The organism is Tropicibacter sp. S64 (genome assembly GCF_049803835.1).
Classification (GTDB): domain Bacteria; phylum Pseudomonadota; class Alphaproteobacteria; order Rhodobacterales; family Rhodobacteraceae; genus Pacificoceanicola.
The window spans coordinates 219,155-243,977 of sequence record NZ_JBNAGK010000010.1 but is presented as its reverse complement, the minus strand read 5'-3'; the positions used below and the strand labels follow the sequence as shown (position 1 = coordinate 243,977).

The window sequence follows — 24,823 nt, the reverse complement described above, 5'->3', positions numbered from 1 at the left end:
CGGAAACCTTCGTAAAACTGTAAAGAACCTGGTCTAGACGTCGTGCCGTGAGTGTGACCGCACGCGGGGTCCGGTCCCGGGCCCTGCATTTGCCAAGTGATTGATTGCACGTATATTTCAGAACGCATCCGAGGCGGCTTCCCCGGCCGCCTCATTGCGTTGGGCGACTCTTTGCGACCTATGCAGTTTTGCGAGAGCGGCTATTCCGCTTCGGGCGTAGCGCCATGCTGCAGCGCGGCGTAAATTGTGTAGCAGTTCCTGACCTATAAAGAGACGCGAGGCAACTCTCATGGCACATATCACTGCCCCCTACGTCACCACGCCCGCCAGCGCACCGCTCGCCGGACTTGGGCGCCGCATCCTGGCCGCCCTGGTGATGATCGCCGAATCCAACCCGCGGATGCGCGAAATCGAGCGCCTTACCGCAAAGTCCGACGACGATCTGGAGGCTATGGGCCTCAAGCGCGAAGACATCGTCCGCCACGTGATGCGGGACATGCTCCACATCTGAGTCCCCGCACGCACGTCAAGCAAAAGGCCGCGCCCCTCCGGGACGCGGCTTTTTTCATGCCCGAAGGCCTCGCCTTGCTGCACAAGCAAAAAGGCCGTCCCTTGGGACGGCCTTTCGCGAATCTCGGGCGCCGAACCTTAGTTCTGCGCGTAGTATTCGATCACGAGGTTCGGTTCCATGACGACCGGGTACGGCACATCGGAGAGACCCGGGGTGCGCACGAAAGTCGCGGTCATCTTGGAGTGGTCCGCCTCGATGTAATCCGGAACGTCGCGCTCGGCGAGCTGGACAGCCTCGAGCAGGGCGGTCATCTGGCGCGACTTCTCGCGGACCTCAATGACGTCGCCTTCCTTGACGCGGTAGGACGGAATGTTGACGCGCTGGCCGTTCACCAGGACGTGGCCGTGGTTCACGAACTGACGGGCCGCGAAGACGGTCGGCACGAACTTGGCGCGGTAGACGACGGCGTCCAGACGGCGCTCGAGCAGGCCGATCAGGTTCTCGCCGGTGTCACCCTTCACGCGGGCAGCTTCGACGTAGATCTTCTTGAACTGCTTCTCGGTCAGGTCGCCGTAGTAACCCTTCAGCTTCTGCTTGGCGCGGAGCTGCAGGCCGAAGTCGGACATCTTGCCCTTGCGGCGCTGGCCGTGCTGGCCCGGGCCGTATTCGCGGCGGTTGACCGGGGACTTCGGACGGCCCCAGATGTTTTCGCCCATGCGGCGGTCGATCTTGTACTTGGCAGACGTGCGTTTGGTCACGATCTGATCTCCTTCATTTGGTTTGCCGCCTCATCTTCCCGAAAACCGGTTCCCACTTTTCGGGATGAGACGCGCATTCGAAGGGCGTTGTCCTCTTCCCGGATTTGGCCGGAACGACAGGGCATCCCCTTGCGGGGGCCACCAACACCAGTGAAGCCGCGCTTATACGGGGCAATTCCACAGAGTCAAGCGGTGATGAAAGACCTGCAAATTTGCCATCAATTGAATGTTTAACCGAGGTTTAAGGCCTGTGTCCCAAAGCTGGCAATGCACTGTGTCGGGAGACGAACATGGCCCTTAAGGAAAAGCATCTCAAGGCGTTGGAGAGCGGCCCCCGCAACGCTCTGGCCCTTGCGGTCGGCCAGCGTGACGCCAACACGCTGCTGATGGTCCGCCGCGCCATCGAGCATCGGGAAACCCTGCTGGCCTTTCAGCCGGTCGTGCAGGCCGCCAACCCGGGCGAGATCGCCTTTTACGAGGGGTTGATCCGCGTTCTCGACGAGACCGGACGGGTCATTCCGGCGCGCGATTTCATCGCGGTCGTCGAGGACACCGAGTACGGACGCCTGCTCGATTGCATTGCTTTGGAAAAGGGTCTGGCGGAACTGGCGCGGGTGCCGGATCTGCGCCTGTCGATCAACATGTCCGCGCGGTCCATTGGCTACCGCAAGTGGATGCGCGTCCTCAGCCGGGGCCTTTCGGGCGATCCCACCGTTGCGGAACGGCTGGTTCTCGAGATCACGGAAGCCTCCGCCATGACCGTCCCGGAACTGGTCGTCTCCTTCATGCGCGAGCTTCAGAAGAAGGGCATTTCGTTTGCCATGGACGATTTCGGCGCGGGGTTCACGGCGCTGCGATACCTCAAGGACTTCAGTTTCGACATCCTCAAGATAGACGGCCAGTTCACCACAGGCATCGCGAGCGATCCCGACAACCAGGTGCTGGTCACGGCGATCCATGCCATCGCCGAGCAATTCGACATGTTCACTGTTGCTGAACGGGTGGAAACCGCCGAGGACATGGAATGCCTGCGCGAAATCGGCATCGACTGTCTGCAGGGTTACTACTTCGCAGCCCCGACCGTGCGCCCGCCGTGGCGGACCAGACCCGACGCGCTGACGGCCTGATAGCGCCGACCGTGACAGAAGGTCGCTTTCGCTGCAGCGCAGAATGTTCTACGCCTCCACCATGACGCGAAGTCAGTCTGTTTGACCTTCCCGGTAAACACTGTAACCCTTCGCGCGAACACTTGGCCGGAGGAACAAACATGACCAATGTCGTTATCGCCAGTGCTGCCCGAACTGCCGTCGGCAGCTTCAGCGGCGCTTTTGCCAATACCCCCGCTCACGATCTCGGAGCGGCCGTGCTCGAGGCCCTCGTGGCCCGCGCCGGTATCGACAAGTCCGAGGTTTCCGAAACCATCCTCGGCCAGGTGCTGACCGCTGCCCAGGGCCAGAACCCGGCCCGCCAGGCGCACATCAACGCCGGCCTGCCGAAAGAGGCCGCGGCCTGGAGTCTCAACCAGGTCTGCGGTTCGGGTCTGCGCGCCGTTGCGCTGGGTGCTCAGCATATCATGCTCGGTGACGCGGACATCATCTGCGCCGGTGGCCAGGAGAACATGACGCTCAGCCCCCACGCCGCGAACCTCCGCGCCGGGCACAAGATGGGCGACATGAGCTACATCGACACGATGATCCGCGACGGCCTGTGGGACGCCTTCAACGGCTACCACATGGGTCAGACCGCCGAAAACGTCGCCGAGAAGTGGCAGATCAGCCGCGACATGCAGGACGAATTCGCCGTCGCCTCGCAGAACAAGGCAGAGGCCGCGCAGAAGGCCGGCAAGTTCGATGACGAGGTCATCCCCTTCACGGTCAAGACCCGCAAGGGCGACATCGTCGTGGACAAGGACGAGTACATCCGCCACGGCGCGACCATCGAAGCCATGCAGAAGCTGCGTCCGGCGTTCACGAAGGACGGCACCGTGACCGCGGCCAACGCCTCCGGCCTGAACGACGGCGCCGCCGGCGTTCTGCTGATGTCCGCCGAGAACGCCGAGAAGCGCGGCATCGAGCCGCTCGCCCGCATCGCCTCCTACGCCACCGCTGGCCTCGATCCGTCGATCATGGGCGTCGGCCCGATCTACGCGTCCCGCAAGGCCCTGGAAAAGGCGGGCTGGTCCGTTGGCGATCTCGACCTGGTCGAAGCCAACGAAGCTTTCGCCGCGCAGGCCTGCGCCGTGAACAAGGACATGGGCTGGGACCCGGCCATCGTGAACGTGAACGGCGGCGCAATCGCGATCGGCCACCCGATCGGCGCTTCGGGCGCGCGCGTTCTGAACACCCTGCTGTTCGAGATGAAGCGCCGCGACGCCAAGAAGGGCCTCGCCACGCTGTGCATCGGCGGCGGCATGGGCGTTGCGCTCTGCGTGGAGCGCCCGTAATCGCCCCGGCCATCCGGCATTCGAGGGGCGCAGCGATGCGCCCCTTTTTTCTGGTCGGCATAAGTCAGGCACTATGACTTAACGCAACATTGTTGCGCATTGCTGACCGGAAATGTAACCATCTTACCAACGCACTGACTAATTGGAGGAACACAACATGGCACGCGTTGCACTTGTCACCGGCGGCAGCCGCGGAATCGGCGAAGCGATTTCCAAGAAACTGAAAGCCGAGGGCTACGAGGTCGCCGCGACCTACGCCGGGAACGATGAGAAGGCCGCCGCCTTCACCGAAGCCACCGGCATCAAGACCTACAAGTGGAACGTGGCGGACTACGAGTCCTCCAAGGCGGGCATCGCGCAGGTCGAGGCCGATCTCGGCCCGATCGACGTCGTCGTCGCCAACGCTGGCATCACCCGCGACGCGCCCTTCCACAAGATGACACCGGAACAGTGGAAAGAGGTGATCGACACCAACCTGACCGGCGTTTTCAACACCGTTCACCCGGTGTGGCCCGGCATGCGCGAGCGCAAGTTCGGCCGAATCATCGTGATCTCCTCGATCAACGGCCAGAAGGGCCAGTTCGCCCAGGTGAACTATGCCGCGACGAAGGCCGGCGACCTCGGCATCGTGAAGTCCCTGGCGCAGGAAGGCGCCCGCGCCGGCATCACCGCCAACGCGGTGTGCCCCGGCTACATCGCAACCGAAATGGTCATGGCGATTCCGGAGAAAGTGCGCGAGAGCATCATTGCGGGCATCCCGGCCGGTCGCCTCGGCGAGCCGGAAGAAATCGCGCGCTGCGTGGCCTTCCTTGCCTCCGACGACGCGGGCTTCATCAATGGCTCCACGATCTCCGCGAACGGTGCGCAGTTCTTCGTCTGACACCACGCGCATCCTGGAAACAGCAAAGGCGCTCACTCCCGGGAGCGCCTTTTTTGCGTCGCGACCACCGTGGCGGACAAAGCAAGGGCAGCAAACAAAAAGGGCCCGCCCGTGCAGGGCAGACCCGGTTGGCGTCGCCCGATCGAGGGCGCAAGGGTGGTATCACATCACGGGCTGGGATTCGATCCTGGTGATTTCTTCCTTGAGGCGGAGCTTCTGCTTTTTCAGTTCAGCGACACGGAGGTCGTCGATACCCGGCGCCGCTTGCGCCCTTTCGACCGACTCCGACAGAGATTGATGCTTCCTCTTCAGTTCCTGCAGGTGCGAACTCAAGCTCATGGCATACTCCTTTGTTGCTCAGACTCTCAGTGCAGCATAACTCATGTAAGAAGTCACGCCGCGGTTGCAGCATAGGTCACGGATTTATGACAAGTCTCAGGAGAGCGCCAAAAAAGTTAAAGGAAGGTTAAAAACTCACCTTCTCGCAGAATAGCGTTAATCGCGTCGGAGTAGTGTTCGTGATCGCCCTCATGGGCCTTGCCGCGATGCAGCACGAGGCCGGAATGGAAGCGGAAATCCGCCCGCCCGCCCTTGCGTCCTCGGGCAAGAATCAGCCGGGGGCCCCGCCCCTCGCGCGGAAACAGCGGCATGAGTTCGAGCGATCCCAAGGACATCCGCATCGCGGCCAGCAACTCCGGCAGGCGCTCTACCCGTTGTATGAAGGTGGCGAAACCCTGCGGTTTGAGCCTGCGCGATGCCACGCCAACCCAGTCTTCCAACGGGACTGCCCCTGCCCGGCCTGCCTCCCGTCCGGCATCTGCCGCGCTTCGGCGTCGATTCTCGTGAAAATACGGCGGATTTGCCATCACGTGGTCAAAGCTGAGTTGCCGCAGATCGGCGGGCAACTCGGTCAGGTCGGAGGTCCAGATGTCCCCGTCCAGCCTGTTTTCCCGCAGATTGTCCTTGGCGAGATTCGCGTAGGCGTCCTGCACGTCCACACCCGCGAGGCCCAGTCCCGGCACCCGGACGCCGAGACAACACAGCGCGGGGCCTGCGCCGCAGCCGAGTTCGAGGACGGATTGTCCCGGTCTCGCCGGTATCGACGCCGCGAGCAGAACAGGGTCGATGCCCGCACGATACCCTGTCTTCGGCTGCCAGAGCCGCACCCGGCCGCCCAGGAAATCGCTGCAATCGAGATCCTCGCGCGCGAAGGGATCAACCCTCAACGTCGACTCCGAAATCGCGCAGCACCTGCCGCGCCTCTTCCAGACACCCGGACGGCACCATGAGCCGCCGTGGCAATATGCCAATGGACCCTTCGAGGACGCTCATGTTTACGTCCAGTTCAAAGCTGTCTATACCCGCTTCGTCCAGAAGGGTTTTCGCCAGCGGGATCAGTGTTATGTCGTTTGTGCGAAGCAACTCTTCCATGGCGGGGATTTAAGGACAAGGCACGCCGGTTGTCGAGCCTTGCGCGGGGGTGTGATGAACGTGATGGATACCGTGACAAAGCCGCACGAGCGCCTTGCCGACCTGTTGTCCGGCGAGATGGACGCGGTGAACGCGCTGATCCGCGAGCGGATGGCCTCGCGCCACGCGCCGCGCATTCCCGAAGTGACCGCGCATCTGGTCGAGGCAGGGGGCAAGCGGCTGCGGCCCATGCTGACGCTCGCCTCGGCCCGGCTTTGCGGCTACGAGGGGCCCTATCACGTGCACCTCGCCGCGACGGTGGAGTTCATCCACACGGCAACCCTGCTGCACGACGACGTGGTGGACGAAAGCGAGAAGCGCCGCGGGCGGCCGACAGCGAACCTTCTGTGGGACAACAAGTCTTCGGTGCTCGTGGGCGACTACCTTTTCGCCCGGTCCTTCCAGCTGATGACGGAGAGCGGCAACATCCGCGTGCTGCGCATCCTGTCCGATGCCGCCGCCACCATCGCGGAGGGTGAGGTGCTGCAGCTGACCGCAGCGCAGGATCTGAAGACCACGGAGGAGATCTACCTGCAGGTGGTCCGGGGCAAGACCGCCGCGCTGTTCTCGGCCGCAACCGAGGTTGGCGGGGTGATCGCAGGCCGCCCCGAAGACGAGATCAAGGCGCTGTTCGACTACGGCGACGCGCTTGGCATTTCGTTCCAGATCGTCGACGATCTGCTGGATTACTGGGGCGGCGACGCGACGGGCAAGAACATCGGCGACGACTTCCGCGAGCGCAAGCTGACGCTGCCGCTGATCAAGGCCTTTGCCCGCGCCACTGACGAGGAGCGCGCCTTCTGGAAGCGCACCATCGAAAAGGGCGACCAGCGCGACGGCGACCTGGAGCACGCTTTGGAGTTGCTCAACAGGCACGGAGCGCTGGACGAGACCCGGAAGGAGGCCCTGGCCTGGGCGGACCGGGCCAAATCCGCCATGTCCTCGCTGCCGCAATCCACCCTGCGCGACCTGCTGATCGAACTGGCCGATTACGTCGTGGCCCGCGTCAACTGAGCGTGACCGCCGCCCCGTCACGACTTGACCGCGCCTGCCCCGCAGGCCACTTTCGCGCCTGAGCAGCAGGACCGGGACAAGATGGCAAAGACACCGCCCCCCTTCGCGCCCTTCGAGTGGATGATCGCCTGGCGATACCTGCGGGCGAAACGCGCCGATGGGGGCGTGTCCGTGATGACCTGGATCAGCCTTGTCGGCATCACGCTGGCCGTCTTTGCGCTTGTGGCGACGCTGGCGGTGCGTGCGGGCTTTCGGACGGAGTTCGTCAACACGATCCTCGGCGCCAATGCCCATGTAACGGTCTATTACACCGAATGGGTGGACGAGAACGGTCAGGCCACGCGCGTCCTGCCCGACCATGACGAAATGGCCGCCCGCGTGGCGGAGGTACCGGGTATCACCCGCGTGGCCCCGCTGGTCAAAGGGCAGGTCATGGCGACCGCCAACAACCGGAACGCGGGTGTCGAGGTCTTTGGCATCGCCGAAATCGATCTGAAGGCCATCCCGAGCGTGGCCGACCCCGAGAAGCGGCGCGGCGATCTGGACGAGTTCGCCAACGGCATCGCCATCGGCTCCGGCGTGGCGATGACTCTGGGCGTCGGGCTTGGCGATCAGGTCAAGCTGATCTCGCCCAACGGGGTGAAAACCGCTTTTGGCGTCAGCCCCCGCGTCAAGAGTTACGAGGTCACCTACATCTTCAGCGCCGGGCGGTACGACATCGACCGCACCCGCGTCTACATGCCTTTCGAGGAGGCGCAGCTTTACTTCAACCGCGAAGGGGCGGCGGACGAGCTTGAAGTCACCGTCGCCAATCCCGAAAACGTGGAATCCTACACGCAGGCGATCGGCATGGCCGCCGGTCCGGGGGCTCTGATCTGGTCGTGGCAGGATGCCTCCGGCGCGGCGCTGCAGGCGATTGCCATGCAGGACGACGCGCTGTTCATCCTGCTGGCAATCCTGATCCTGATTGCGACCATGAACATCACCTCCGGCCTTATCATGCTGGTCAAGAACAAGGGCGGCGACATCGGCATCCTGCGCACCATGGGTCTGACCGAAGGGTCGATCCTGCGCATCTTCCTGATCGTGGGGGCGTCGATCGGGGTGATCGGCACCGTGCTGGGCGTCCTGCTCGGCATCCTCTTTGCGATGAACATCGAGAGCATCTACGGCATCGTGGACGTCATCACCGGCAGCAACCGCGCCAGTCTCGAAAACCAGGGCTTCTTCTTTCCGCCAGCCGAAGTGCGCCTGCCGGACCTTGCCAGGACCGTTCTGCTGTCGCTGATCCTGTCCTTTGTCGTGACGATCTTCCCGGCCCGCCGCGCGGCGCGGCTGAACCCGGTGGAGGCGCTGCGGTATGAGTGATCCGGTGCTGCGCCTTGCGGGCGTCCAGAAGGTCTACAAGAAGGGCGAGCCAGGCGAGGTCCACGTACTGCGCGGGGCAGATCTGTCCGTGCGGCGCGGCGAAATCGTCGCACTTGTCGCCCCCTCCGGCGCGGGCAAGTCGACCTTGCTGCACATCGCCGGCCTGCTCGACATCGCCGACGCGGGAACGGTCGAGATCGCGGGCGAGGCCTTGCAAGACAAGCCGGACCGCCGCCGCACCGCCGTGCGCCGCGACAGTGTCGGCTTCGTCTACCAGTTCCACCACCTGCTGCCCGAGTTCACCGCACTGGAAAACATCGTGCTGCCGCAATTGGCCAACGGCACTGCCCGCGCCACCGCCGAGGATCGCGCCCGAAGCCTGCTGAACAGCGTCGGCATCGGGGAACGCGCCGGACACCGCCCGGCGGCCATGTCCGGCGGAGAACAGCAGCGGGTCGCCTTCTGCCGCGCCATGGCCAACACCCCAAAGCTGCTGCTGGCGGATGAGCCGACCGGCAACCTCGATCCCGCCACCTCGGACCGGGTCTTCGACGCCCTTGTGACCCTCGTGCGCGACACCGGCCTTTCGGCGCTGATCGCCACGCACAATCTCGAACTGGCCGGGCGCATGGACCGTATCCTGCGGCTGGAAGACGGGCATCTTACGGAAGCCTGAACAACCCAGGCGCGAAAGGGAAACACTGTTTTTGCGCATTCGAGACAGATTTTCACCGAATTTCGCGTATACCGTAGTTAACCACGTCAGATGCGAGGGTACGCCATGGGTCTTGAACTGATTCTTCTTTTGCTCGGACTTCTCCCGTTTGCCGCGGTCTCGGTCTCCGGTGGCGACTCCGACGATGACGACGAAACCAGCCCGGACGAAACCGGCCCGGACACCGAAGAAACCAACGATCCGACCCTGCAGGGTCTGTTCCTCGGCGTCGAGGAAACGGACCTGACCGCCGCCGATCCCGCCGATCTGGCGGATACCGCAGAGCCCGATGTGCCGATTTCGGAGGACGACGGCCTCCAACCCGAAACGCCGGGCGAGGACACCACGAGCACAGGCAGCGATACGATCACCGGGACGACCGGCAATGACACTCTGACCGGCACGGCCAATTCGGAGACCATTTTCGCCGGTCCGGGAGACGACATTGTCGAAGCCGGCGAAGGCAGCGATGGTGTCGACGGCGGCACGGGCAGCGATACGCTGAACGGTGGCATCGGAAACGACACGATCCTCGGATCCGAAGGCGCGGACAACATCGTCGGCGGCGACGGCAGCGATTTCCTGCTCGGTGGCGACGGTGACGATTCCATCGACGGCGGTGCCGACGACGACAGCATCCTCGGTGGAGCAGGCTCCGACACCATCAACGGCGGCCTCGGCGACGACGTGCTGGACGGCGGCAGCCAAAGCGGCGACGACGGTACCGGCGATGTTCTCGACGGGCAGACCGGCGACGATACCCTCTACCTCGGCGAAGGCGATTTCGGCACCGGCGGCAGCGGAGCGGACAGCTTCCACGTGGACGGGATCGCCCAGATCACCGATTTCGACACGGCGCAGGACATGCTCGTGGTCGAATATACCGGCGGCGTCGCCCCCACGGTCACCAGCCAGTCGGTCAGCAGCAGCGGCCTCGTGGTCAGCTTCTCCAACGGCACGGTGGTCCTGCTTGCCGGCCTGAATGCCCCGGTCGATGCGTCCCTCATCAGCTTCCTGGACGTGACCCCGGCCACCTGACGGGCCTCAGGCCCGCTGCGTGATCCAGACCCCCAGCGCCATCACCGCGATGCCCGTTGCCCTTGTCAGGGTCAGCGGGCTGAGCCGTGCTCCGAAAAGGCCGAAATGGTCGATGGCGGCAGCGCTGATCAATTGCCCTATGAGCACGAAAAACACCGCGTTGCCGACGCCGAAGCGCGGCGCGATGAAGGTGACCGACAGCACGTAGAACGCGACCAGCAGGCCGCCGAGAAACAAGTGCTTCGGCACGCTGCGCAGTTGCGCAAGGCCGCCGCCGCCGGTGACCACCCAGACCGAGCCGGAGGCCGCCACCGCCACGAAGAACAGGATCATTGCCGCCGCAATCGGCGAGCCCAACCGCACGCCAAGCGCCGCGTTGAGCGCCGCGAGAATGGGGATACCGACACCGGCCAGCAGCATGATCAGGGCATATTGGGCCATTCCGGAGCTCCTATGGCAGGAAAAACGTTGCGCTGGCGGCAGCGACAGCCTTGCCGTCCGGTTGCGCCGTCAGACGGGCTTCGGCAAAGATCAGGGCACGGCCCGCACGGATCACCCGCGCCTCGCACCGCACGGCCTCGCCCCGCGCGGCACTCAGAAAGCGGGTTTCGAGGTTCGTCGTCGCCACCAGCTTGAAGTCACCGAAATGCCCGGCGCAGGCAAAGACCATGGAAGTGTCCGCCAGCGTCGCAAGCGCCTGACCGCAGACGATCCCGCCGACCCGGGCAATCGCCGGGGTGATCGGAATCTCCAGAGTCGCGCCCCCTGGGCCGATTGCCGTGATACGCGGCTGCAGAGCCTGCACCCAATCGGCAAAGTTTTCTTCGAGCAGCGCTTGCGCCGCGGCACAGTCCAGCATTCCCGTTCCTCCCCACCCCGGCACAATGCCCGGGACACAAGAGCCTGTCACCATGGAATGATTCAGATCATGCCGCGATTTCGCAAAGTCCGTAGACTGGACCGGCAAACCGGACAGGAGCAAGATCGTGAAGCCCGCCGCAATCGCCTTTCTCGGACTTCTGGCCGCCTGTCAGCAGACGCAGGACCACACGCAACCGGGCAAGGCCCTGTTCGAGACCCGGTGTGCCAGTTGCCACGGCCACCGGGCGCAGGGTCACGGGCCGCTGGCCGCGGAACTGCCCGTCGCACCGGCGGACCTGACCCGACTCGCGGAACGCAACGGCGGAACCTTTCCCCATGAGGCCGTCATGACGCAGATCTACGGCTATCCCGGGCGCCATCATCTCGGCCTGATGCCGGAATTCGGGCCGGAGTTATCGGGCGCAACCGTGGAGTGGACCGCTGCGGACGGCACGACGATCGCCACACCCGCGCCGCTGATCGCGGTGGTGGACTATCTGGTGAGCATTCAGCAATAGCGCTTGCCTTGGCCTGCAGCCCTTGCGACCAAGGACAGAAATCGAGACAGGGGACAACAGATGCACAAGATCGCGATGGCCATGCTGGGAGTGGCGCTGCTGGGTGCCTGCCAGGACAACAACGTCATGCCGGGACCGCAGGACGGGCGGGCTCTGTTCATGGCGAATTGCGCCGTTTGTCATGGCGCCGATGCAACGGGCAACGGCGAGATGGCCCGCGCCATGGCAAAGCCACCGAAGAACCTGACCCTGATCAAGGTACGCCATGGCGACACCTTCCCCCGGGCGAAGATCATGTCGATCATCGACGGCTATGCCCGATCGAAGACGATGACCGGACCGGGAATGCCGGAATTCGGTGTCCTGCTTGAGGGCGACCTCGTACCCTTCGACTCTGGCGACGGCATCCAGACGCCGACACCGCGCAAACTGGTGGCGCTGCTGGAGTATCTGGAGAGCATCCAGGCGGAGCGTTGACCGCTCAGCGCAGGGTGCAGGCCCGAACCCACCAGTCCGGATGCCGGTCGGCCAGGATGTCCGCCTGCACCTCGGCGTCCATTCGGCTGTCGAACAGCGCAAAGCAGGTGGCGCCGGAACCGGACATGCGGATGAGGCGCGCGGTGCCGAGCCGGTGCAACGCGCCGAGGACCGTGCCGATCACCGGTTGCAGCCGCACCGCCGCGGCTTCGAGATCGTTGCGTTGATCCCTCAACCAACGGATGAAATGTGCCGCATCCGCCCCCACCGGGATGGTGTCCATCGCGGGATTATTCCGGCAGTCCATCGCCTTGAAGACCGAAGGCGTAAATACACCCATGCCCGGATTGACGAGCACCGCGTGCAGGTCCGGAAGGGAGACCGGCAAGACCTTCTCCCCGATTCCCCCCATCCGCGCCGCGCTCCCGACCATGCAGACCGGCACATCCGCGCCCAGGGACAGCGGGTCGAGCGGAAGGGCCAGACCCGTGACCCCGGCGATGGCCTTCAACGTCGCCGCCGCATCGGAGGAGCCGCCGCCGATCCCCGCCGCCACCGGAAGGTGCTTTTCGAGGTCGAGGGAGACCGGCACGCCGAACGCTGACGCCGCGCGCATCACGAGGTTGCTGCCATCGGTCGGCACTCCAGCTGCCATCGGGCCGCTGACCGACAGGGACAGGCTCCCGGACGGCGCCACGCGGACCACATCCCCCACATCGGCAAAGACCACCAGCGAGTCGAGCAGGTGATACCCGTCCGTCCGGCGGCCGGTCACGTGCAGGGTGAGGTTGATCTTTGCCGGGGCAAAAGCCTCAGTTCGGGTCATCCGCAACCCGCAGCGGCGGCGCACCCTCTTCGGCAAGGACCTTGTCCAGACCGACTTCGATCTTGCGCTTGATGCGTTCCGGGTTCGCCTCTTCGGAGGCATCCTCCCAGTCGACGAAGGACAGCGCCCGCTTCCACATGAACTGCGCCTCCATCTTGCGGCCGACGGACCAGTAGACATCGCCGAGGTGGTCGTTGACGATCGGGTCGATCGGCATCAACTCGGCCGCACGTTCCATCGGCGAGACCGCCTCCTCGTAGCGGCCAAGGCGGTACAGCACCCATCCGAGGCTGTCGACAATGTAGCCGGAATTCGGTTGCGCCGCCACGGCGCGCTCGATCATGTCAAGCGCCTCGTCCAGCTTCTCCTTCTTCTCCACGAGAGAATAGCCGAGATAGTTCAGAACGTTGGGCTGCTCCGGGCTGAGTTCCAGAGCCTTGCGGAAGTCCGCCTCCGCCGCGTCCCAATGGTCCGCACGCTCGTTGCAGATACCCCGGGCGTAGTAGAGGAACCACTGCCGTTCGCCGATCTCCGAGAAGCCGTCGAGTGCCTTGGTATAACCGGTAATGGCCTCATCGAACCGCTCCATCTGGCGCATCAGGTCGGCATAGGCGGAATGCACCACCGGCAGTTCCGGATGGCTCTCGCTCAGCGCCTTCAACACCTCTGCGGCGCCTTCCAGGTTTCCCTCCGCGCGCAGGGCCTCCGCCCGGCCCATTTCGGCGGCGTGGAACGCCATATCGTCGCGTGGCACCCGCGCGTAGGTTTCGATGGCGAGATCGTATTGTTCCATGCCGTCAAGCAGTTCCGCCGATAGCAGGATCGCATCCACGTGATCCGGGCGCAGGTATTCGGCCAGCCGCGAGTAGACCAGGGTCAGGTCGCCGTTGTTCTCGCTCGCCAGCGCACTTCCCAGGGTAAAGAAGACCTCGGCGAGGCCATCCCGGGCTGAGTTGACGTGGGTGAAGGGCAGCGTTTCGCCTGCCTCCAGCGCCGCGCGCATCCGGTCGAGGCCGGGGTCGAGATCCGCGCCGAAAGCCGTATCCAGAAGCGCCAGCGCCTCGGTGTTCCGGTCAAGCTGGCTGAGGATTTCGACGCGGGACATGACCCCGCGCCGGGTCATGCCCATGCCGCCTGGGTTCTCGTCCGCGAAGATTGCCTCTGCGCTTTCGAAATCGCCGACAGAGGCGAGCGCCAAAGCCTTGTGATAGCTGGCGAACGGGCCGAGACCCTGTACCTTTCCGACCTCGTCGAAAGCCACCAGGGCGGCGCTCATGTCGCCGGTCCCGAGTTGTGACCACGCCTTTGCAAGACCGTCGGCCAGCGGGCCGAGACCGCGCTCTTCCTCGATGGCCTTCAGAACCGCCGCGAAGTTCTCTGCCTTGGCGTCGCGCGCAACCTGTGTCATTTGCGCCAACTGGCTGGCCTGCCCTTCGGCAGCCAACTTGTCCGCGAGGCCTGCGGCTTTCTCGATCTCTCCGAGCGAGATGTTGGCGAGCAAGGCCCGCTCCAGCAATTCCGGCTTCTTCGGATCGAACAGGATGGCACGGCCGTAGTATTTTGCCGCTGCCTTGAAATCCCCGGTGAAGCTGGCCTGACGTCCCGCGAGATAGTCACCCGATACACCGTTCGCGAGAGCCGGATACGCCCCCGCCACGGCCGCAATCAAGACCCCTGCACGGATCACGTTTCTCAAAGCCATGGTTTGCTGCACTCCGTTGATTATCTGATGCGCCCTGCGCGTGGCGGCAAGCGTAGGGCGTGGACCCGCGCATGACAAGCAGGCTGCGGTCACGTTTCCGCAGACCACACTTGTTCGGAACAGGTTACGATTTCCGTAAGCGCCGCGCCGGGAACGCCGGTCAGCTCTTGCGCCGCCGAGCAGCGAGCAACCCGCCAAGGCCCAGTGCCATCAAGGGAAGCGTCGCCGGGAGCGGCACCTCCGAGGTGACGAATTCCGGGCCGGTCAGGCTCACATCGTCGAAGTAAGGTCCGAAATAGGGTTGCCCACCACCACGGGAGAAGCCGATCGTGGCAAAGCCTGTCGTGCCCGGCGTGAAGGTGAAGACATGCGTCTGACCCGACGTCGCCGTCGCAACGAATTCCGAGAGGTAGCTGCCGACCGTCACGGTGAAGGTCGTGCCGTTTTCAATGAGGCGTGTCATGAAACTCAGCGTGTAAGACTCGCCCGCCATGAAGCCGAAGGTCACATCCGTCTCTGCGGCGGCGGCATTGGTGCTGTCGCCGATCACCAGACAGGGCTGGCTCGGCCCCGCCGCGCAGCCTGCAACGCCCAGATTACCCTGCAGCAGCTTGAACCCGCCCACCGACGTGCCGACAGTGGTCGTCCCGGGATAGCCATAGCCGTCGAAGTTGTTGAAGTAGAGCGTCGCCGCCTCTGCTGTGCCTGTCAGCGACACCGCGGCAAACGCCGCCAGAATGGTCTTTTTGAACATGGCTCCCCCGAACCGGAACAAGAATTTTGCAATACCATAATCATCGCGCTCCACATCGCAAAGGATTTTGTACAGTGCCGAAATCCCGGCCGGGCACCCGGTGCCACGCGGTCAGCCGGTGTCGTCGCGAAACTGCCGAAGGTTGGCCAATTGTGCAGGTGTGAGCGGGTGGCGGAACTGCAACGCGCCGCCGTCGGCTTCGCAGCGGACGATGCGAGCCTGTACCTTGCGGCCCATCGCGTAGAAGGCGACCTTCACGCCCACCCGCGGTGGTCTGACGCCCGTGAACCGCAGCCCCGTCGCACTGACGTTGCGGACGCGCACATGAAACGACCGGGAGCCGGTCAACAGCTCCATCATCCAGGCGCTTGGCCAGCGGTCGCTCCGCTCCTGCAACATGAGAAAGGCTCGCCCCGTTCTGAACGGAGCGAGCCTGGCAAAAATTCGTTAAATCCCGGTTACGGCCTTACATGTTCGGATAGTTCGGCCCGTCACCGCCCTGCGGAACCGTCCAGTTGATGTTCTGGGACGGGTCCTTGATGTCGCAGGTCTTGCAGTGCACGCAGTTCTGGAAGTTGATCACGAACTCCGGCCCACCGTCCTTTTCCACCACCTCGTAAACCCCTGCCGGGCAGTACCGTTGCGCCGGTTCCGCGTATTTCGGCAGGTTGATGGCGATGGGAACGTGCTTGTCCTTCAACTGCAGGTGCGCGGGCTGGCTTTCCTCGTGGTTGGTGAACGAGAAGGACACGTTGGTCAGCCGGTCGAAGGACAGCTTGCCATCGGGCTTGGGATAGTCGATCGGCTTGCAGCTGGCGGCCATCTTCGTGGCCTCCGCGTCGGTCTTGCCGTGCTTCAGCGTGCCGAGAAGCGAGAACCCGAGCGTGTTGGTCCACATGTCGAAGCCGCCGAGCATCAAGCTCGCGGTCAGCCCATACCTGGACCACAACGGCTTGACGTTGCGCACCTTCTTGAGGTCCTTGCCGATGGCGCCGGTGCGGACTTCTTCCTCGTAGTCGTGCAGCTCGTCCTGCGCCCGGCCCGCCTTTATTGCCTTGGCGGCGGCTTCGGCGGCGGCAATGCCGGACAGCATGGCGTTATGGTTGCCCTTGATGCGCGGCACGTTGACCATGCCGACCGAGCAGCCGAGCAGCGCCACGCCCGGGGCGACCATCTGCGGCATCGACTGGTAACCGCCCTCGGAGATCGCCCGCGCCCCGTAGGCGATCCGCTTGCCGCCCTCCAGCAGGTCCGCGACGATCGGGTGGTGCTTGAACCGCTGGAATTCCATGTAGGGATAGAGATAAGGGTTCTCGTAGTTCAGGTGCACGACGAAACCGACGTAGACCTGATTGTTCTCGAGGTGATAGACGAAAGACCCGCCCCCGGCATTCGACCCCAGCGGCCAGCCCATGGTGTGGGTCACGCGGCCGAGGCGGTGTTTCTTGGGATCGACCTCCCAGATTTCCTTCATGCCGATGCCGAATTTCTGCGGCTCCTTGCCGTCCGAAAGACCGTATTTCTCGATCACCTGCTTCGACAGGCTGCCCCGCACACCCTCGCTCAGGAAGACATATTTGCCCAGCAGCTCCATGCCCGGCTCGTAGCCATCGCCAGGCGTGCCGTCGGCATTCTTGCCGAACTCACCCGCGACGACGCCGGTGATGGTGCCGTGCTCGCCATAAACCAGCTCGGAGCAGGCCATGCCCGGGAAAATCTCGACGCCGAGCGCCTCTGCCTGCTCTGCCATCCAGCGGCAGACGTTGCCCATCGACACGATGTAATTGCCGTGGTTGTTCATCAGCGGCGGCATCGGGAAGTTGGGGATCTTCACCTGACCGGCCTCGCCGAGCATGTAGAACTGGTCCTCGGTCACCGGCACGTTGAGTGGCGCACCCTTTTCCTTCCAGTCCGGGATCAGCTTGTCGAGACCGCAGGGATCCAGAACCGCGCCGGAGAGGATGTGTGCCCCGACTTCGGAGCCCTTTTCCAGAACCACCACGTTCAGATCGGCGTCGATCTGCTTGAGTCGGATCGCGGCGGAGAGGCCGGCCGGCCCCGCCCCCACGATCACAACATCATATTCCATCGACTCGCGCGTCACGTCGCTCATGGCGGCTCCTTCCCCGGGGGACTTGGAAATTTTGTTTCGCGCATGATTAGCGCGGCAGCGCAGCAAGGGTCAATCACGACACGGCGTTACGGACCCCGTCTGCGACCTATTGCCGGTGCTTTTTGCGCCTTTGTCCCCGGGGTCGCCATCATTCGGCGCAAACGCCCGCCCGGTAGTTGCCGACGCTGCGGATGACCGCGCCTTTGGACGCCTCCTGTCGCAGGCCGCTCAGTTCCGAGCGCAGAACCCGGACAAGCAGGTCCTTTAGCGCCGTCACCCGGTAACAGGAGATCGTCGGCTCCTCGTGCGACAGGCCGACACCGCTGTCATCGGTCAGGAACAGATATCGCCCCTCGCTGACCAGCGCCGCCTGCCGCATCAGGAATTCCGCCTCCGTCCCGGTGCCGCTCGCGCCGAGGCCGAAGATCTGCACGCCCTTGCCCGCCAGGTGCTCCGCCGCGTTCAGGTAAGCCTTCGCACGGTCGTCATGGGCGGGCGCATCCGCGACGTGGAAGACGATCCGCTCGCCCTTGCCCCTGCGCCAGTCGAGCTGCGCCGCCGCTGCCAATGCCCGGTCGGATGCTTCGGGGTAATCGCCCCCGCCATCCGCGTTCAGGCCGGAGAGCCAGCCTTGCATGGTGCCCGCGCTCTTCGTGAACCCGAAATCCCGCGTGACATACTCGTCCCCTTGGTCCCGATAGGCGATCAGGCCGAAGCGCATGTTCACCCCGGGCGCTGCCTGTTTCGCCGCGCTGACGATGCTCCGGAACTCGGTGGTCAGCCATTTGAGCTCGTCACCCATGCTGCCCGTGGTGTCGAAAACGAACACGAGGTCGAGGAACTCAGGCTGCCATGTGGACGACACCGGCACCTGAACCGTCTGGCGCGCCTTGCCCGCGCTGACGGTGTCCCGCGCGACCTCCTCGCCTTTCGAGAACAGCCTCAGTTCCATCCGGTTTTGCCGCGCCCCGAACACGGTCACGTAGCCGTCGACGCCCGTATATCCGCTGACCACTGGTTCCGCCCCGCCGGGGCGGCGCAGGGTGTAGGCCACGCCTGGAGCCGGTTTCCCTGCCGCATCGACCACCTGGAACGCCAAAGGCGTGGCGTTAACCGTCGGAAGGCGCGTCTCGCGGGCCGCCTTCTTCTGGTAGCGCAGGAAGCTGGCGAGGTTGCGTGTGTCGTCGATGTCGCCAGCCGTCACGACACCGGCCCGCACGCCCGTTCCGCCAAGGCTCGACGGCACCGATTCCGATGCCGCGTCGGCGACGGGTTCCATCATCACCACAGGCTCGACCGGCGCCTCCGAACAGGCGGCCAGAACCAGGGACAGGGCGAGACAGGAGGCAGTAAATTTGAACGAACGAAGCGGCATGACCGAATCTCCCAGATAATGTGCTTTTTGCACATTTCTCACATCGCCTTGCCTTCGTCAATGAAAATGTGCATTTTTCACATCATGCTGAGCCTGCTCGATCCCCTCCTCGCCGCCCTTGCCCGCCTGATGGTGGCCCGCAATGTCCCGTTCTCCGATCTGGCCGAACGTTTGAAGGGCCACTACGTCCGCGCAGCCACCGACCTTGCCGACGGGAAGATCACCGACAGCCGCCTGTCGGTGATGACCGGATTGCATAGGCGCGACGTGGCCCGGCTGCGCTCCTTCGAACCCAAACCCGGCAAGGTTCACCCGCTGACCCGCCTCGTCTCGCTCTGGCAAACCGATCCCGCCTATGCCGCGCAAGGGGAGGCAATCCCCCTGCCCCGCACCGGCGAGGCACCCTCCTTCGACTCGCTTGCGCGCGCCATCCGGCAGGACGTGCACCCGCGCGCCATGCTGGACACGCTTCTGGATGCCGGCACCGTGGCGCTTTCGGCCGATGAAAGCGAAGTCACCCTCTTGCAGACAGCCTACCTGCCCCCGGGCGGCAGCGACGATCAGCTGGGATACCTTGCCAACAACGTCGGCGATCACCTCGCCGCCGCCACCCGCAACGTCCTCGGCGGAGAGCCGCTGTTCGAACGGGCCCTGCACTATCGCGGTTTGACGCAAGAGCAGGTAGACTCGCTGGAAGCCGATTTCCGGGCAGGCCAGACCGACTTGCTCAAAACCTTGAACCAGAAGGCAAAAGCCATGAAGGACTTGAGCCCGACCGGCGGATCGCACCGCCTGCGTGCCGGCGCGTACCTGTTCCACACCGCGGAGCGGCACACATGAGGGCGCCGCTGGCCCTGCTTGCCGTTCTGACGATGCTCACCGCCTGCGCGGAACCGCAGGTCGAGCCGGTGGTTGTCATGGACGAGCCCGCCGCCGCGCCGGAGACATGCCCCGCGTCCGATGACGGCATCGGCGGAACAGGCTGCATGCCTGACGATCCGGTCAACTGACCCGGCCGTCACAAATACTGGACTTTTTCGCGGCGGTGTTGCACTGGACGGCTGCGATTGCCATTCTGAGACAGACACGCCAAAGGTGCACGGCTTGGTCGGCCGAAGCACGACAAGAGACTGGAACGACCCCATGGAAAAGATACTGATCACCCGCGCGGGCTTCACCGCGCTCGAAGTCGAATTGAAAAAGCTCAAGTCCGAAGAGCGCCCCGCCGTCATCCAGGCGATTGCCGAGGCGCGCGAACTGGGCGACCTGAAGGAAAACGCCGAGTACCATTCGGCACGGGAAAAGCAGGGCTTCATCGAAGGCCGCATCCAGGAGCTCGAAGGCATCCTCGGGCTGTGCGAAGTCATCGACCCGAAAAGCCTCTCCGGCTCGGTGAAGTTCGGCGCAACCGTGACGGTCGTCGACGAGGACACCGACGAGGAAAAGGTCTGGCAGATCGTCGGAGAACACGAGGCCAACATCGAGAAGGGCCTGCTCAACGTGAAATCGCCCATCGCCCGCGCCCTGATCGGCAAGGACGAGGGCGACAGCGTCGAAGTCCGCACACCCGGCGGCGAAAAGAGCTACGAGATCCTTTCCATCGAGTACAAGTGACCTCCGGCCCATGTCCGACGAGAAAAGCACAGCCAAACCGACCCCGCCGGGGCTCTATGACCGCAGCGATGCCGAGCCGGTGACCAGCGTGGAAATCGCCGCGCTGGCCGCGACGGTGATCTGGGTGCTGCTGTCCGGCGGCTATTTCCTGTTCGGATCGGTTTCGGACGGCGCGGGCCTGCGCTTTCTGCTGTCCTTCATGATCATCGTCATGCCCGTGGCCCTGATCTGGGTCGCGGCGCTGTCGGCCCGGTCCGCCCGCGTCATGCGAACCGAGAGTGCCCGCCTGCAGGCGGCCATCGACGCGATCCGCCAGGCCTATGTCAGCCAGGCCCAGAAAGGCCGGAACGATCCGCCCCATCCGACGCTGATCAAGCGACTCGACGAAATCGCCGCCGCACAGAAGAAACTCGAAGCCACGCTGGCGATGGTCGGATCCGCCCGGCTTGCAGACACCGGCCATGCCGCCCAGGTGACCGCGCAGGAACCGGACGACCAGCCCGCGCTGTCGCTCGGCACGCCCGCGGAGGCGCTGCAGCCGCCGCTGTCGAACGAGGATTTCATACGTGCGCTGAACTTCCCGGAGACTGCCGAGGACAAGGAGGGCTTCGCCGCCCTGCGCCGCGCCCTCAAGGACCGCAACGCGGCCCACCTGATCCAGGCTGCGCAGGACATCCTGACGCTGCTCAGCCAGGACGGCATCTACATGGACGACCTGCGCCCCGATCTCGCCCGCCCCGAAGTCTGGCGCACCTTTGCGCAGGGCACCCGAGGGCGCGCCATCGCGCCGCTGGGCGGCGTGCGCGACCGCTCCTCGCTGGCGCTGGCCGCCGGACGGATGAAACAGGACCCGATCTTCCGCGATGCCGCGCACCATTTCCTGCGCCGCTTCGACAAGAGCTTCGCCGCCTTCGAGCCGAACGCCTCCGACGCCGAGATCACCGAATTCGGCGGCACACGCTCCGCCCGCGCCTTCATGCTGCTGGGCCGGGTTGCCGGGACCTTCGACTGAGCCATGCCCATGGATGACCGCATCGCCACCACCGCCGAAGCGCATGAGGATTCGGTCCTGCCGCGCCGGATCGAGGTCCGCACGGAAGGCACCGCCAACGCGGAGCCGCTGCCCGAGGCGGTCACGCAAAAACCCGTCGAGCAGAAAAGCCCTGCCGAATGGGCCTATGAGCGGCTGGTGCTCTATATCCAGGCCTTCGAGAAACAGCTCGACGGCGATCAGGAGGTCGCCATGGGGTTCGTCGGCGCGGAGGCGGGTGTGCTGCGGATCGAGGGACTCGGCTACTTCGACCCGGACATCGTGACCTTCTACGGCTCAGACGCAGCCGGGGTGCGCACGCAGTTGATCCAGCACGTCAGCCAGCTGTCGGTGATCCTGCGGGCGATGCCCAAGGAGGTCGAGCAGGAGGCGCCGCGCCGCATCGGCTTCCTGCTGGCGAAGGAACTCGGCGCGTCCTGACCCGCGACATTTGCGCCCGATTGCCGCCGTGACAGGGCTGACGAAATACGATAAACGCGTTTGCGAACGCTAATACAGGACTGCAAAAATGGCTGAACACAAGCACGGTTCGATGGACATCACCGTTCAGGAAAAGACCTTCGAGGGCTTCATCACCTTCGTGATCCGTACGGTGATCGTGATTCTCTGCCTCGTCATCTTCATGGCAGTGTTCAACTCCTGAAGCCGCAGGCGGCCTGCCGGTCGCCTCGCCGTCCAATCCATCTGAACCGGAGGGGGTGCACATGGGTTTGCGCGCCATTATCCTGGCTGGGCTTGCCGCCCTGTCGCTGGCTGGCTGTGCCGAGAACACCTCCGGCGTCGATTCGACGCCGGAACAGGTGGCCGCGGCCGCCTATCGCCACGACGGCCCGCCGTCCCTGACGCTCTACACCATGATCAACAACCGCTCCGGCTCCGGCGCGCATACCAGCCTGATGATCAACGCTTCGCAGCGCGTGGTGTTCGATCCGGCGGGTTCGGTGCGCCTGAGCGCAGTGCCGGAGATCGGCGACGTACTCTACGGCATCACGCCACGGGTCAAGGACTTCTACGAGCGCGCCCACGCCCGCAAGACCTATCACGTCCGCATCCAGACCATCCAGGTCTCGCCCGAGGTCGCGGAAATGGCCCTGCGCCTCGCCCAGCAGTCCGGCCCGGTCGCGCAGGCCCGATGCGCTGCCTCGACGTCGGAGCTGCTGCAGAAGCTGCCCGGCTTCCAGTCGATCTCCACGACATGGTATCCCAACAAGCTGGCCGATCAGTTCGCCCGCTTCCCGGGTGTGACCGACCGTGCGCTCTACGAGAACGACGCGGACGACAAGGGCATCGCCATCGCGCAATTCGAAGCCGAGCAGGCGGCGCTCCGGGCCCAGGGTCAGGCCGGCCAGTAAGCGCCCGCCACCATCACCAGCGCCCCGGCGATCATCCCGGCATACACGCTCTTGCGGACATAGGCCGCCGCAAGGGCGATACCCGCCGCGGCAAGGCGCAGCGGATCGGGCTCGCCCCCGGTCGCCGCGGGCCAGAGCACCAGCGGCGCGACCAACGCCGGCATGATCGCAACAGCGGTATAACGCAGGTGCCGCAGCAGCCATTCCGGCATCGCGCGGTCGCCGACAATCCCGAGAAAGACAAACCGCAGGCCGAACGAGCCGAGGCCCATGACGAAAATCACGATCCACAGGTGCGACTTGTCGATCATTGTGCCGCCCTCCGCTCCGCTTCCGCTCCGACCATCATGCCGCCGATTCCGGCGAGGATGAGCCCGAGGTTGTAGGGCACCCAGACAAAGGCCAGCGCCAGCCCCGTCGCCGCAAACGCCGCGAGGATGTGCGCCCGGGTGCGCAGGGCCGGGCCGAGCATGGCGAGGAAAGCAATCGGCAGCACCATGTCGAGACCGAGGTTCGACGGGATGATGTTGCCCATGTACGCGCCGGCGAGTGTCGCGAAGTACCACGGGATGCAGACCGGCGTCGCGACGCCGAGGAAGTAGCCGAATTTCTCGACCAGGCTCATCTGCGGCTGCCGCTCGAACTCCAGCATGGACGCGGCATAGGTCTGGTCGACGAGGAAGTACCCGACGATCGCCCGCTTCCAGAACGGCAGCGGCCCGAGGTGCGGCGTGATGGAGGCCGAGTACATCGCCATGCGCAGGTTCACCGCCAGCGCCGAAACCAGCACGACGATGGTCGGCGCATTGTCGGTCATCAGCTGGATTGCGGTGAACTGCGCCGCGCCCGCAATGACCACGACGGAGAAGCTGAGCGTTTCGAACACCGTCAGCCCGGCCTCCGTGGCGATGACGCCGAAGAGGATGGCAAAGGGGATGACCACCAGCAGAAACGGGGTCGCATCGCGCAAACCGCGCCAATAGCTTGACATCACTTGGCTCTGCGCCATCACTGGACCTCCGGGGTGTTCCCTTCGCCCGTACACGACATCAAAGGCCGGATGCAATTGCCCGACGACTACATCATCGCCCCTGACCCGACGGCACCCCGCCTGACGCGCACCGTGTCCGGCATCGACCACACCGGCGCGCGGACGGACATTTCGGTGGTCGAGGAACGACCCCTGACGATCTACCTCAACGCGCAGGAAGTGGTTACGGCCATGACCATCGGGGATTACCCCGAGTTCCTCGCTGTCGGGTTCCTGCGCAACCAGGGGATGCTCGCGGACGGGGAGGAGATCACTGGCATCGACTATGACGAGGAACTGGAGGTTGTCGTCGTCCGCACCGCCTCGCAGACCACCTACGAGGAGAAGGTGAAGAAAAAGACCCGCACCAGCGGCTGTGCCGTGGGAACGGTCTTTGGCGACATGATGGAAGGGCTGGTGGGGCTGACGCTGCCTGCCGTTCCGGTGAAGACCTCCTGGCTTTACACGTTGGCACACCAGATCAACACGACGCCCTCGCTTTATCTCGAAGCCGGGGCGATCCATGGCACGGTGCTCTGCCAGGGCGACAAACCCTTGGTCTATATGGAAGACGTCGGACGGCACAACGCGGTGGACAAGATCGCCGGCTGGATGATGCTGAACGGCGTGCCCGCCGAGGACAAGATCCTCTACACCACCGGGCGGCTGACCTCGGAGATGGTCATCAAAACCGCGCTGATGGGCATCCCGGTGCTCGCCTCCCGCTCCGGTTTCACCGCTTGGGGCGTGGAAATCGCCCGGCAGGTCGGCCTCACCTGCATCGGGCGGATGCGCGGCAAACGCTTCGTCTGCCTCAGCGGGGCGGAGCGGCTGGACTGGGACGTGGACCCGGACAGCATCCCGGAGGAATCGAAACGCTCCGGACGGAAGGCTGCGGAATGACCCGGGCGCGAAAAAATCTTAAGAGATTTTTGCAAATTTCCCTGGGGAAA

32 protein-coding genes are annotated in these 24,823 nt (G+C 64.5%); 18 read left to right on the top strand and 14 right to left on the bottom strand.

Features of this window, described 5'->3' with window-relative positions:
• Positions 1–289 precede the first annotated feature (289 nt).
• Positions 290–511 (top strand): DUF1127 domain-containing protein, encoded by a 222-nt coding sequence (locus ACP159_RS17140; protein WP_425100957.1) that lies wholly within the window; start codon positions 290–292, stop codon positions 509–511.
• 137 nt (positions 512–648) lie between these two features.
• On the opposite strand, the gene rpsD is transcribed toward ACP159_RS17140, so the two are convergent.
• Positions 649–1,269: a 30S ribosomal protein S4 gene (rpsD, locus tag ACP159_RS17135; RefSeq protein ID WP_425100956.1), complete on the bottom strand. Its 621-nt coding sequence runs from the start codon at positions 1,267–1,269 to the stop codon at positions 649–651.
• A 290-nt stretch (positions 1,270–1,559) separates the two neighbouring features.
• Between rpsD and ACP159_RS17130 the strand changes: the two genes are divergently transcribed.
• The 3 genes from ACP159_RS17130 to phbB all read left to right on the top strand — a co-directional run bounded on the left by ACP159_RS17130 (position 1,560) and on the right by phbB (position 4,592).
• Positions 1,560–2,396: an EAL domain-containing protein gene (locus ACP159_RS17130; protein ID WP_425100955.1), complete on the top strand. Its 837-nt coding sequence runs from the start codon at positions 1,560–1,562 to the stop codon at positions 2,394–2,396.
• Positions 2,397–2,536: 140 nt separating this feature from the next.
• Positions 2,537–3,712, top strand: coding sequence for an acetyl-CoA C-acetyltransferase (locus ACP159_RS17125; protein WP_425100954.1), 1,176 nt, complete (start codon positions 2,537–2,539; stop codon positions 3,710–3,712).
• Positions 3,713–3,869: 157 nt separating this feature from the next.
• Positions 3,870–4,592 (top strand): acetoacetyl-CoA reductase, encoded by a 723-nt coding sequence (phbB, locus tag ACP159_RS17120; RefSeq protein ID WP_425100953.1) that lies wholly within the window; start codon positions 3,870–3,872, stop codon positions 4,590–4,592.
• A gap of 162 nt (positions 4,593–4,754) precedes the next feature.
• Here phbB and ACP159_RS17115 read toward each other — a convergent pair whose 3' ends face one another.
• From ACP159_RS17115 to ACP159_RS17105, 3 genes are all read right to left on the bottom strand, one after another.
• Positions 4,755–4,931, bottom strand: a complete 177-nt coding sequence (locus ACP159_RS17115) for a YdcH family protein (RefSeq protein ID WP_425100952.1) — start codon at positions 4,929–4,931, stop codon at positions 4,755–4,757.
• A gap of 116 nt (positions 4,932–5,047) precedes the next feature.
• Entirely contained in the window at positions 5,048–5,818 is a 771-nt protein-coding gene (locus ACP159_RS17110) for a tRNA1(Val) (adenine(37)-N6)-methyltransferase (RefSeq protein WP_425100951.1), read from the bottom strand.
• Positions 5,808–6,023, bottom strand: a complete 216-nt coding sequence (locus ACP159_RS17105; RefSeq protein ID WP_425100950.1) for a DUF2007 domain-containing protein — start codon at positions 6,021–6,023, stop codon at positions 5,808–5,810. The genes ACP159_RS17110 and ACP159_RS17105 overlap by 11 nt, the downstream gene beginning before the upstream one ends.
• 63 nt (positions 6,024–6,086) lie before the next feature.
• Here ACP159_RS17105 and ACP159_RS17100 point away from each other — a divergent pair, with 63 nt between their 5' ends.
• From ACP159_RS17100 to ACP159_RS17085, 4 genes are all read left to right on the top strand, one after another.
• A complete protein-coding gene (locus tag ACP159_RS17100; protein WP_425100949.1) occupies positions 6,087–7,076 on the top strand; it encodes a polyprenyl synthetase family protein in 990 nt (329 codons plus the stop codon).
• A gap of 81 nt (positions 7,077–7,157) precedes the next feature.
• Entirely contained in the window at positions 7,158–8,444 is a 1,287-nt protein-coding gene (locus ACP159_RS17095) for a lipoprotein-releasing ABC transporter permease subunit (protein WP_425100948.1), read from the top strand.
• Positions 8,437–9,120, top strand: coding sequence for an ABC transporter ATP-binding protein (locus ACP159_RS17090; protein WP_425100947.1), 684 nt, complete (start codon positions 8,437–8,439; stop codon positions 9,118–9,120). The genes ACP159_RS17095 and ACP159_RS17090 overlap by 8 nt, the downstream gene beginning before the upstream one ends.
• Positions 9,121–9,249: 129 nt before the next feature.
• Positions 9,250–10,197: a calcium-binding protein gene (locus ACP159_RS17085; RefSeq protein WP_425100946.1), complete on the top strand. Its 948-nt coding sequence runs from the start codon at positions 9,250–9,252 to the stop codon at positions 10,195–10,197.
• 6 nt (positions 10,198–10,203) lie between these two features.
• Here the strand turns inward: ACP159_RS17085 and ACP159_RS17080 are convergent, their stop codons facing one another.
• Both ACP159_RS17080 and ACP159_RS17075 read right to left on the bottom strand, forming a co-directional pair.
• The gene (locus ACP159_RS17080) at positions 10,204–10,638 is read right to left on the bottom strand and encodes a DMT family transporter (RefSeq protein ID WP_425100945.1); all 435 of its coding nucleotides are present in this window, start codon (positions 10,636–10,638) and stop codon (positions 10,204–10,206) included.
• A 10-nt stretch (positions 10,639–10,648) separates the two neighbouring features.
• A complete protein-coding gene (locus tag ACP159_RS17075) occupies positions 10,649–11,056 on the bottom strand; it encodes a PaaI family thioesterase (RefSeq protein ID WP_425100944.1) in 408 nt (135 codons plus the stop codon).
• Between the two features lie 127 nt (positions 11,057–11,183).
• Between ACP159_RS17075 and ACP159_RS17070 the strand changes: the two genes are divergently transcribed.
• Complete coding sequence (locus ACP159_RS17070; RefSeq protein ID WP_425100943.1) at positions 11,184–11,576, top strand: c-type cytochrome; 393 nt, start codon at positions 11,184–11,186, stop codon at positions 11,574–11,576.
• A 60-nt stretch (positions 11,577–11,636) separates the two neighbouring features.
• Positions 11,637–12,053, top strand: a complete 417-nt coding sequence (locus tag ACP159_RS17065; protein ID WP_425100942.1) for a c-type cytochrome — start codon at positions 11,637–11,639, stop codon at positions 12,051–12,053.
• 4 nt (positions 12,054–12,057) lie between these two features.
• On the opposite strand, the gene ACP159_RS17060 is transcribed toward ACP159_RS17065, so the two are convergent.
• The 6 genes from ACP159_RS17060 to ACP159_RS17035 form a co-directional block, all read right to left on the bottom strand.
• Positions 12,058–12,879 carry a 4-(cytidine 5'-diphospho)-2-C-methyl-D-erythritol kinase gene (locus ACP159_RS17060; RefSeq protein WP_425100941.1) on the bottom strand — a complete coding sequence of 274 codons (822 nt, stop codon included), beginning with the start codon at positions 12,877–12,879 and terminating at the stop codon, positions 12,058–12,060.
• Complete coding sequence (locus ACP159_RS17055) at positions 12,866–14,581, bottom strand: tetratricopeptide repeat protein (RefSeq protein WP_425100940.1); 1,716 nt, start codon at positions 14,579–14,581, stop codon at positions 12,866–12,868. The genes ACP159_RS17060 and ACP159_RS17055 overlap by 14 nt, the downstream gene beginning before the upstream one ends.
• A 160-nt stretch (positions 14,582–14,741) precedes the next feature.
• Positions 14,742–15,335 (bottom strand): PEP-CTERM sorting domain-containing protein, encoded by a 594-nt coding sequence (locus ACP159_RS17050; protein WP_425100939.1) that lies wholly within the window; start codon positions 15,333–15,335, stop codon positions 14,742–14,744.
• 111 nt (positions 15,336–15,446) lie between these two features.
• On the bottom strand, positions 15,447–15,734 hold the full coding sequence (locus tag ACP159_RS17045) for a PilZ domain-containing protein (RefSeq protein ID WP_425100938.1): 288 nt from the start codon (positions 15,732–15,734) through the stop codon (positions 15,447–15,449).
• Positions 15,735–15,801: 67 nt separating this feature from the next.
• Complete coding sequence (locus ACP159_RS17040) at positions 15,802–17,448, bottom strand: electron transfer flavoprotein-ubiquinone oxidoreductase (protein WP_425100937.1); 1,647 nt, start codon at positions 17,446–17,448, stop codon at positions 15,802–15,804.
• A 148-nt stretch (positions 17,449–17,596) separates the two neighbouring features.
• On the bottom strand, positions 17,597–18,823 hold the full coding sequence (locus ACP159_RS17035; RefSeq protein WP_425100936.1) for a vWA domain-containing protein: 1,227 nt from the start codon (positions 18,821–18,823) through the stop codon (positions 17,597–17,599).
• Positions 18,824–18,883: 60 nt separating this feature from the next.
• On the opposite strand from ACP159_RS17035, the gene ACP159_RS17030 reads away from it, so the two are divergent.
• The 7 genes from ACP159_RS17030 (at position 18,884) to ACP159_RS17000 (ending at position 22,840) form a co-directional block, all read left to right on the top strand.
• Positions 18,884–19,663 carry a DUF6502 family protein gene (locus ACP159_RS17030; RefSeq protein ID WP_425100935.1) on the top strand — a complete coding sequence of 260 codons (780 nt, stop codon included), beginning with the start codon at positions 18,884–18,886 and terminating at the stop codon, positions 19,661–19,663.
• The gene (locus tag ACP159_RS17025) at positions 19,660–19,833 is read left to right on the top strand and encodes a hypothetical protein (protein WP_425100934.1); all 174 of its coding nucleotides are present in this window, start codon (positions 19,660–19,662) and stop codon (positions 19,831–19,833) included. The genes ACP159_RS17030 and ACP159_RS17025 overlap by 4 nt, the downstream gene beginning before the upstream one ends.
• A 133-nt stretch (positions 19,834–19,966) precedes the next feature.
• The gene (greA, locus tag ACP159_RS17020) at positions 19,967–20,437 is read left to right on the top strand and encodes a transcription elongation factor GreA (RefSeq protein WP_425100933.1); all 471 of its coding nucleotides are present in this window, start codon (positions 19,967–19,969) and stop codon (positions 20,435–20,437) included.
• Between the two features lie 10 nt (positions 20,438–20,447).
• Complete coding sequence (locus ACP159_RS17015; protein WP_425100932.1) at positions 20,448–21,449, top strand: hypothetical protein; 1,002 nt, start codon at positions 20,448–20,450, stop codon at positions 21,447–21,449.
• Between the two features lie 9 nt (positions 21,450–21,458).
• Positions 21,459–21,908 (top strand): DUF6173 family protein, encoded by a 450-nt coding sequence (locus tag ACP159_RS17010; RefSeq protein WP_425100931.1) that lies wholly within the window; start codon positions 21,459–21,461, stop codon positions 21,906–21,908.
• Positions 21,909–21,996: 88 nt separating this feature from the next.
• Positions 21,997–22,131, top strand: coding sequence for an aa3-type cytochrome c oxidase subunit IV (locus ACP159_RS17005; protein WP_425100930.1), 135 nt, complete (start codon positions 21,997–21,999; stop codon positions 22,129–22,131).
• 61 nt (positions 22,132–22,192) lie between these two features.
• Positions 22,193–22,840 (top strand): hypothetical protein, encoded by a 648-nt coding sequence (locus ACP159_RS17000; protein WP_425100929.1) that lies wholly within the window; start codon positions 22,193–22,195, stop codon positions 22,838–22,840.
• Here ACP159_RS17000 and ACP159_RS16995 read toward each other — a convergent pair.
• Together ACP159_RS16995 and ACP159_RS16990 are read right to left on the bottom strand one after the other, a co-directional pair.
• Positions 22,825–23,151 carry an AzlD domain-containing protein gene (locus tag ACP159_RS16995; RefSeq protein ID WP_425100928.1) on the bottom strand — a complete coding sequence of 109 codons (327 nt, stop codon included), beginning with the start codon at positions 23,149–23,151 and terminating at the stop codon, positions 22,825–22,827. The genes ACP159_RS17000 and ACP159_RS16995 overlap by 16 nt on opposite strands.
• Positions 23,148–23,849, bottom strand: coding sequence for an AzlC family ABC transporter permease (locus tag ACP159_RS16990; protein ID WP_425100927.1), 702 nt, complete (start codon positions 23,847–23,849; stop codon positions 23,148–23,150). Before ACP159_RS16990 ends, ACP159_RS16995 begins: the two co-directional genes overlap by 4 nt.
• Before the next feature lie 51 nt (positions 23,850–23,900).
• On the opposite strand from ACP159_RS16990, the gene ACP159_RS16985 reads away from it, so the two are divergent.
• Entirely contained in the window at positions 23,901–24,773 is an 873-nt protein-coding gene (locus tag ACP159_RS16985; RefSeq protein WP_425100926.1) for a formate dehydrogenase accessory sulfurtransferase FdhD, read from the top strand.
• The last annotated feature ends 50 nt before the right edge of the window (positions 24,774–24,823 follow it).

Excerpts from the sequence above, each read along its gene's own strand:
- ACP159_RS17115 (WP_425100952.1), bottom strand. The coding sequence starts at position 4,931 with ATGAGCTTGAGTTCGCACCTGCAGGAACTGAAGAGGAAGCATCAATCT.
- ACP159_RS17080 (WP_425100945.1), bottom strand. The coding sequence starts at position 10,638 with ATGGCCCAATATGCCCTGATCATGCTGCTGGCCGGTGTCGGTATCCCC.
- ACP159_RS17130 (WP_425100955.1), top strand. The coding sequence starts at position 1,560 with ATGGCCCTTAAGGAAAAGCATCTCAAGGCGTTGGAGAGCGGCCCCCGC.
- greA (WP_425100933.1), top strand. The coding sequence starts at position 19,967 with ATGGAAAAGATACTGATCACCCGCGCGGGCTTCACCGCGCTCGAAGTC.
- ACP159_RS17140 (WP_425100957.1), top strand. The coding sequence starts at position 290 with ATGGCACATATCACTGCCCCCTACGTCACCACGCCCGCCAGCGCACCG.
- ACP159_RS17015 (WP_425100932.1), top strand. The coding sequence starts at position 20,448 with ATGTCCGACGAGAAAAGCACAGCCAAACCGACCCCGCCGGGGCTCTAT.
- ACP159_RS17050 (WP_425100939.1), bottom strand. The coding sequence starts at position 15,335 with ATGTTCAAAAAGACCATTCTGGCGGCGTTTGCCGCGGTGTCGCTGACA.
- ACP159_RS16985 (WP_425100926.1), top strand. The coding sequence starts at position 23,901 with ATGCAATTGCCCGACGACTACATCATCGCCCCTGACCCGACGGCACCC.
- ACP159_RS17090 (WP_425100947.1), top strand. The coding sequence starts at position 8,437 with ATGAGTGATCCGGTGCTGCGCCTTGCGGGCGTCCAGAAGGTCTACAAG.
- ACP159_RS17095 (WP_425100948.1), top strand. The coding sequence starts at position 7,158 with ATGGCAAAGACACCGCCCCCCTTCGCGCCCTTCGAGTGGATGATCGCC.
- ACP159_RS17125 (WP_425100954.1), top strand. The coding sequence starts at position 2,537 with ATGACCAATGTCGTTATCGCCAGTGCTGCCCGAACTGCCGTCGGCAGC.
- ACP159_RS16995 (WP_425100928.1), bottom strand. The coding sequence starts at position 23,151 with ATGATCGACAAGTCGCACCTGTGGATCGTGATTTTCGTCATGGGCCTC.
- ACP159_RS17075 (WP_425100944.1), bottom strand. The coding sequence starts at position 11,056 with ATGCTGGACTGTGCCGCGGCGCAAGCGCTGCTCGAAGAAAACTTTGCC.
- ACP159_RS17030 (WP_425100935.1), top strand. The coding sequence starts at position 18,884 with ATGAAAATGTGCATTTTTCACATCATGCTGAGCCTGCTCGATCCCCTC.
- ACP159_RS17065 (WP_425100942.1), top strand. The coding sequence starts at position 11,637 with ATGCACAAGATCGCGATGGCCATGCTGGGAGTGGCGCTGCTGGGTGCC.
- ACP159_RS17005 (WP_425100930.1), top strand. The coding sequence starts at position 21,997 with ATGGCTGAACACAAGCACGGTTCGATGGACATCACCGTTCAGGAAAAG.
- ACP159_RS17035 (WP_425100936.1), bottom strand. The coding sequence starts at position 18,823 with ATGCCGCTTCGTTCGTTCAAATTTACTGCCTCCTGTCTCGCCCTGTCC.
- ACP159_RS17040 (WP_425100937.1), bottom strand. The coding sequence starts at position 17,448 with ATGAGCGACGTGACGCGCGAGTCGATGGAATATGATGTTGTGATCGTG.
- ACP159_RS16990 (WP_425100927.1), bottom strand. The coding sequence starts at position 23,849 with ATGGCGCAGAGCCAAGTGATGTCAAGCTATTGGCGCGGTTTGCGCGAT.
- ACP159_RS17105 (WP_425100950.1), bottom strand. The coding sequence starts at position 6,023 with ATGGAAGAGTTGCTTCGCACAAACGACATAACACTGATCCCGCTGGCG.
- ACP159_RS17010 (WP_425100931.1), top strand. The coding sequence starts at position 21,459 with ATGGATGACCGCATCGCCACCACCGCCGAAGCGCATGAGGATTCGGTC.
- phbB (WP_425100953.1), top strand. The coding sequence starts at position 3,870 with ATGGCACGCGTTGCACTTGTCACCGGCGGCAGCCGCGGAATCGGCGAA.
- ACP159_RS17045 (WP_425100938.1), bottom strand. The coding sequence starts at position 15,734 with ATGTTGCAGGAGCGGAGCGACCGCTGGCCAAGCGCCTGGATGATGGAG.
- ACP159_RS17025 (WP_425100934.1), top strand. The coding sequence starts at position 19,660 with ATGAGGGCGCCGCTGGCCCTGCTTGCCGTTCTGACGATGCTCACCGCC.
- ACP159_RS17055 (WP_425100940.1), bottom strand. The coding sequence starts at position 14,581 with ATGGCTTTGAGAAACGTGATCCGTGCAGGGGTCTTGATTGCGGCCGTG.
- ACP159_RS17000 (WP_425100929.1), top strand. The coding sequence starts at position 22,193 with ATGGGTTTGCGCGCCATTATCCTGGCTGGGCTTGCCGCCCTGTCGCTG.
- ACP159_RS17100 (WP_425100949.1), top strand. The coding sequence starts at position 6,087 with ATGGATACCGTGACAAAGCCGCACGAGCGCCTTGCCGACCTGTTGTCC.
- ACP159_RS17060 (WP_425100941.1), bottom strand. The coding sequence starts at position 12,879 with ATGACCCGAACTGAGGCTTTTGCCCCGGCAAAGATCAACCTCACCCTG.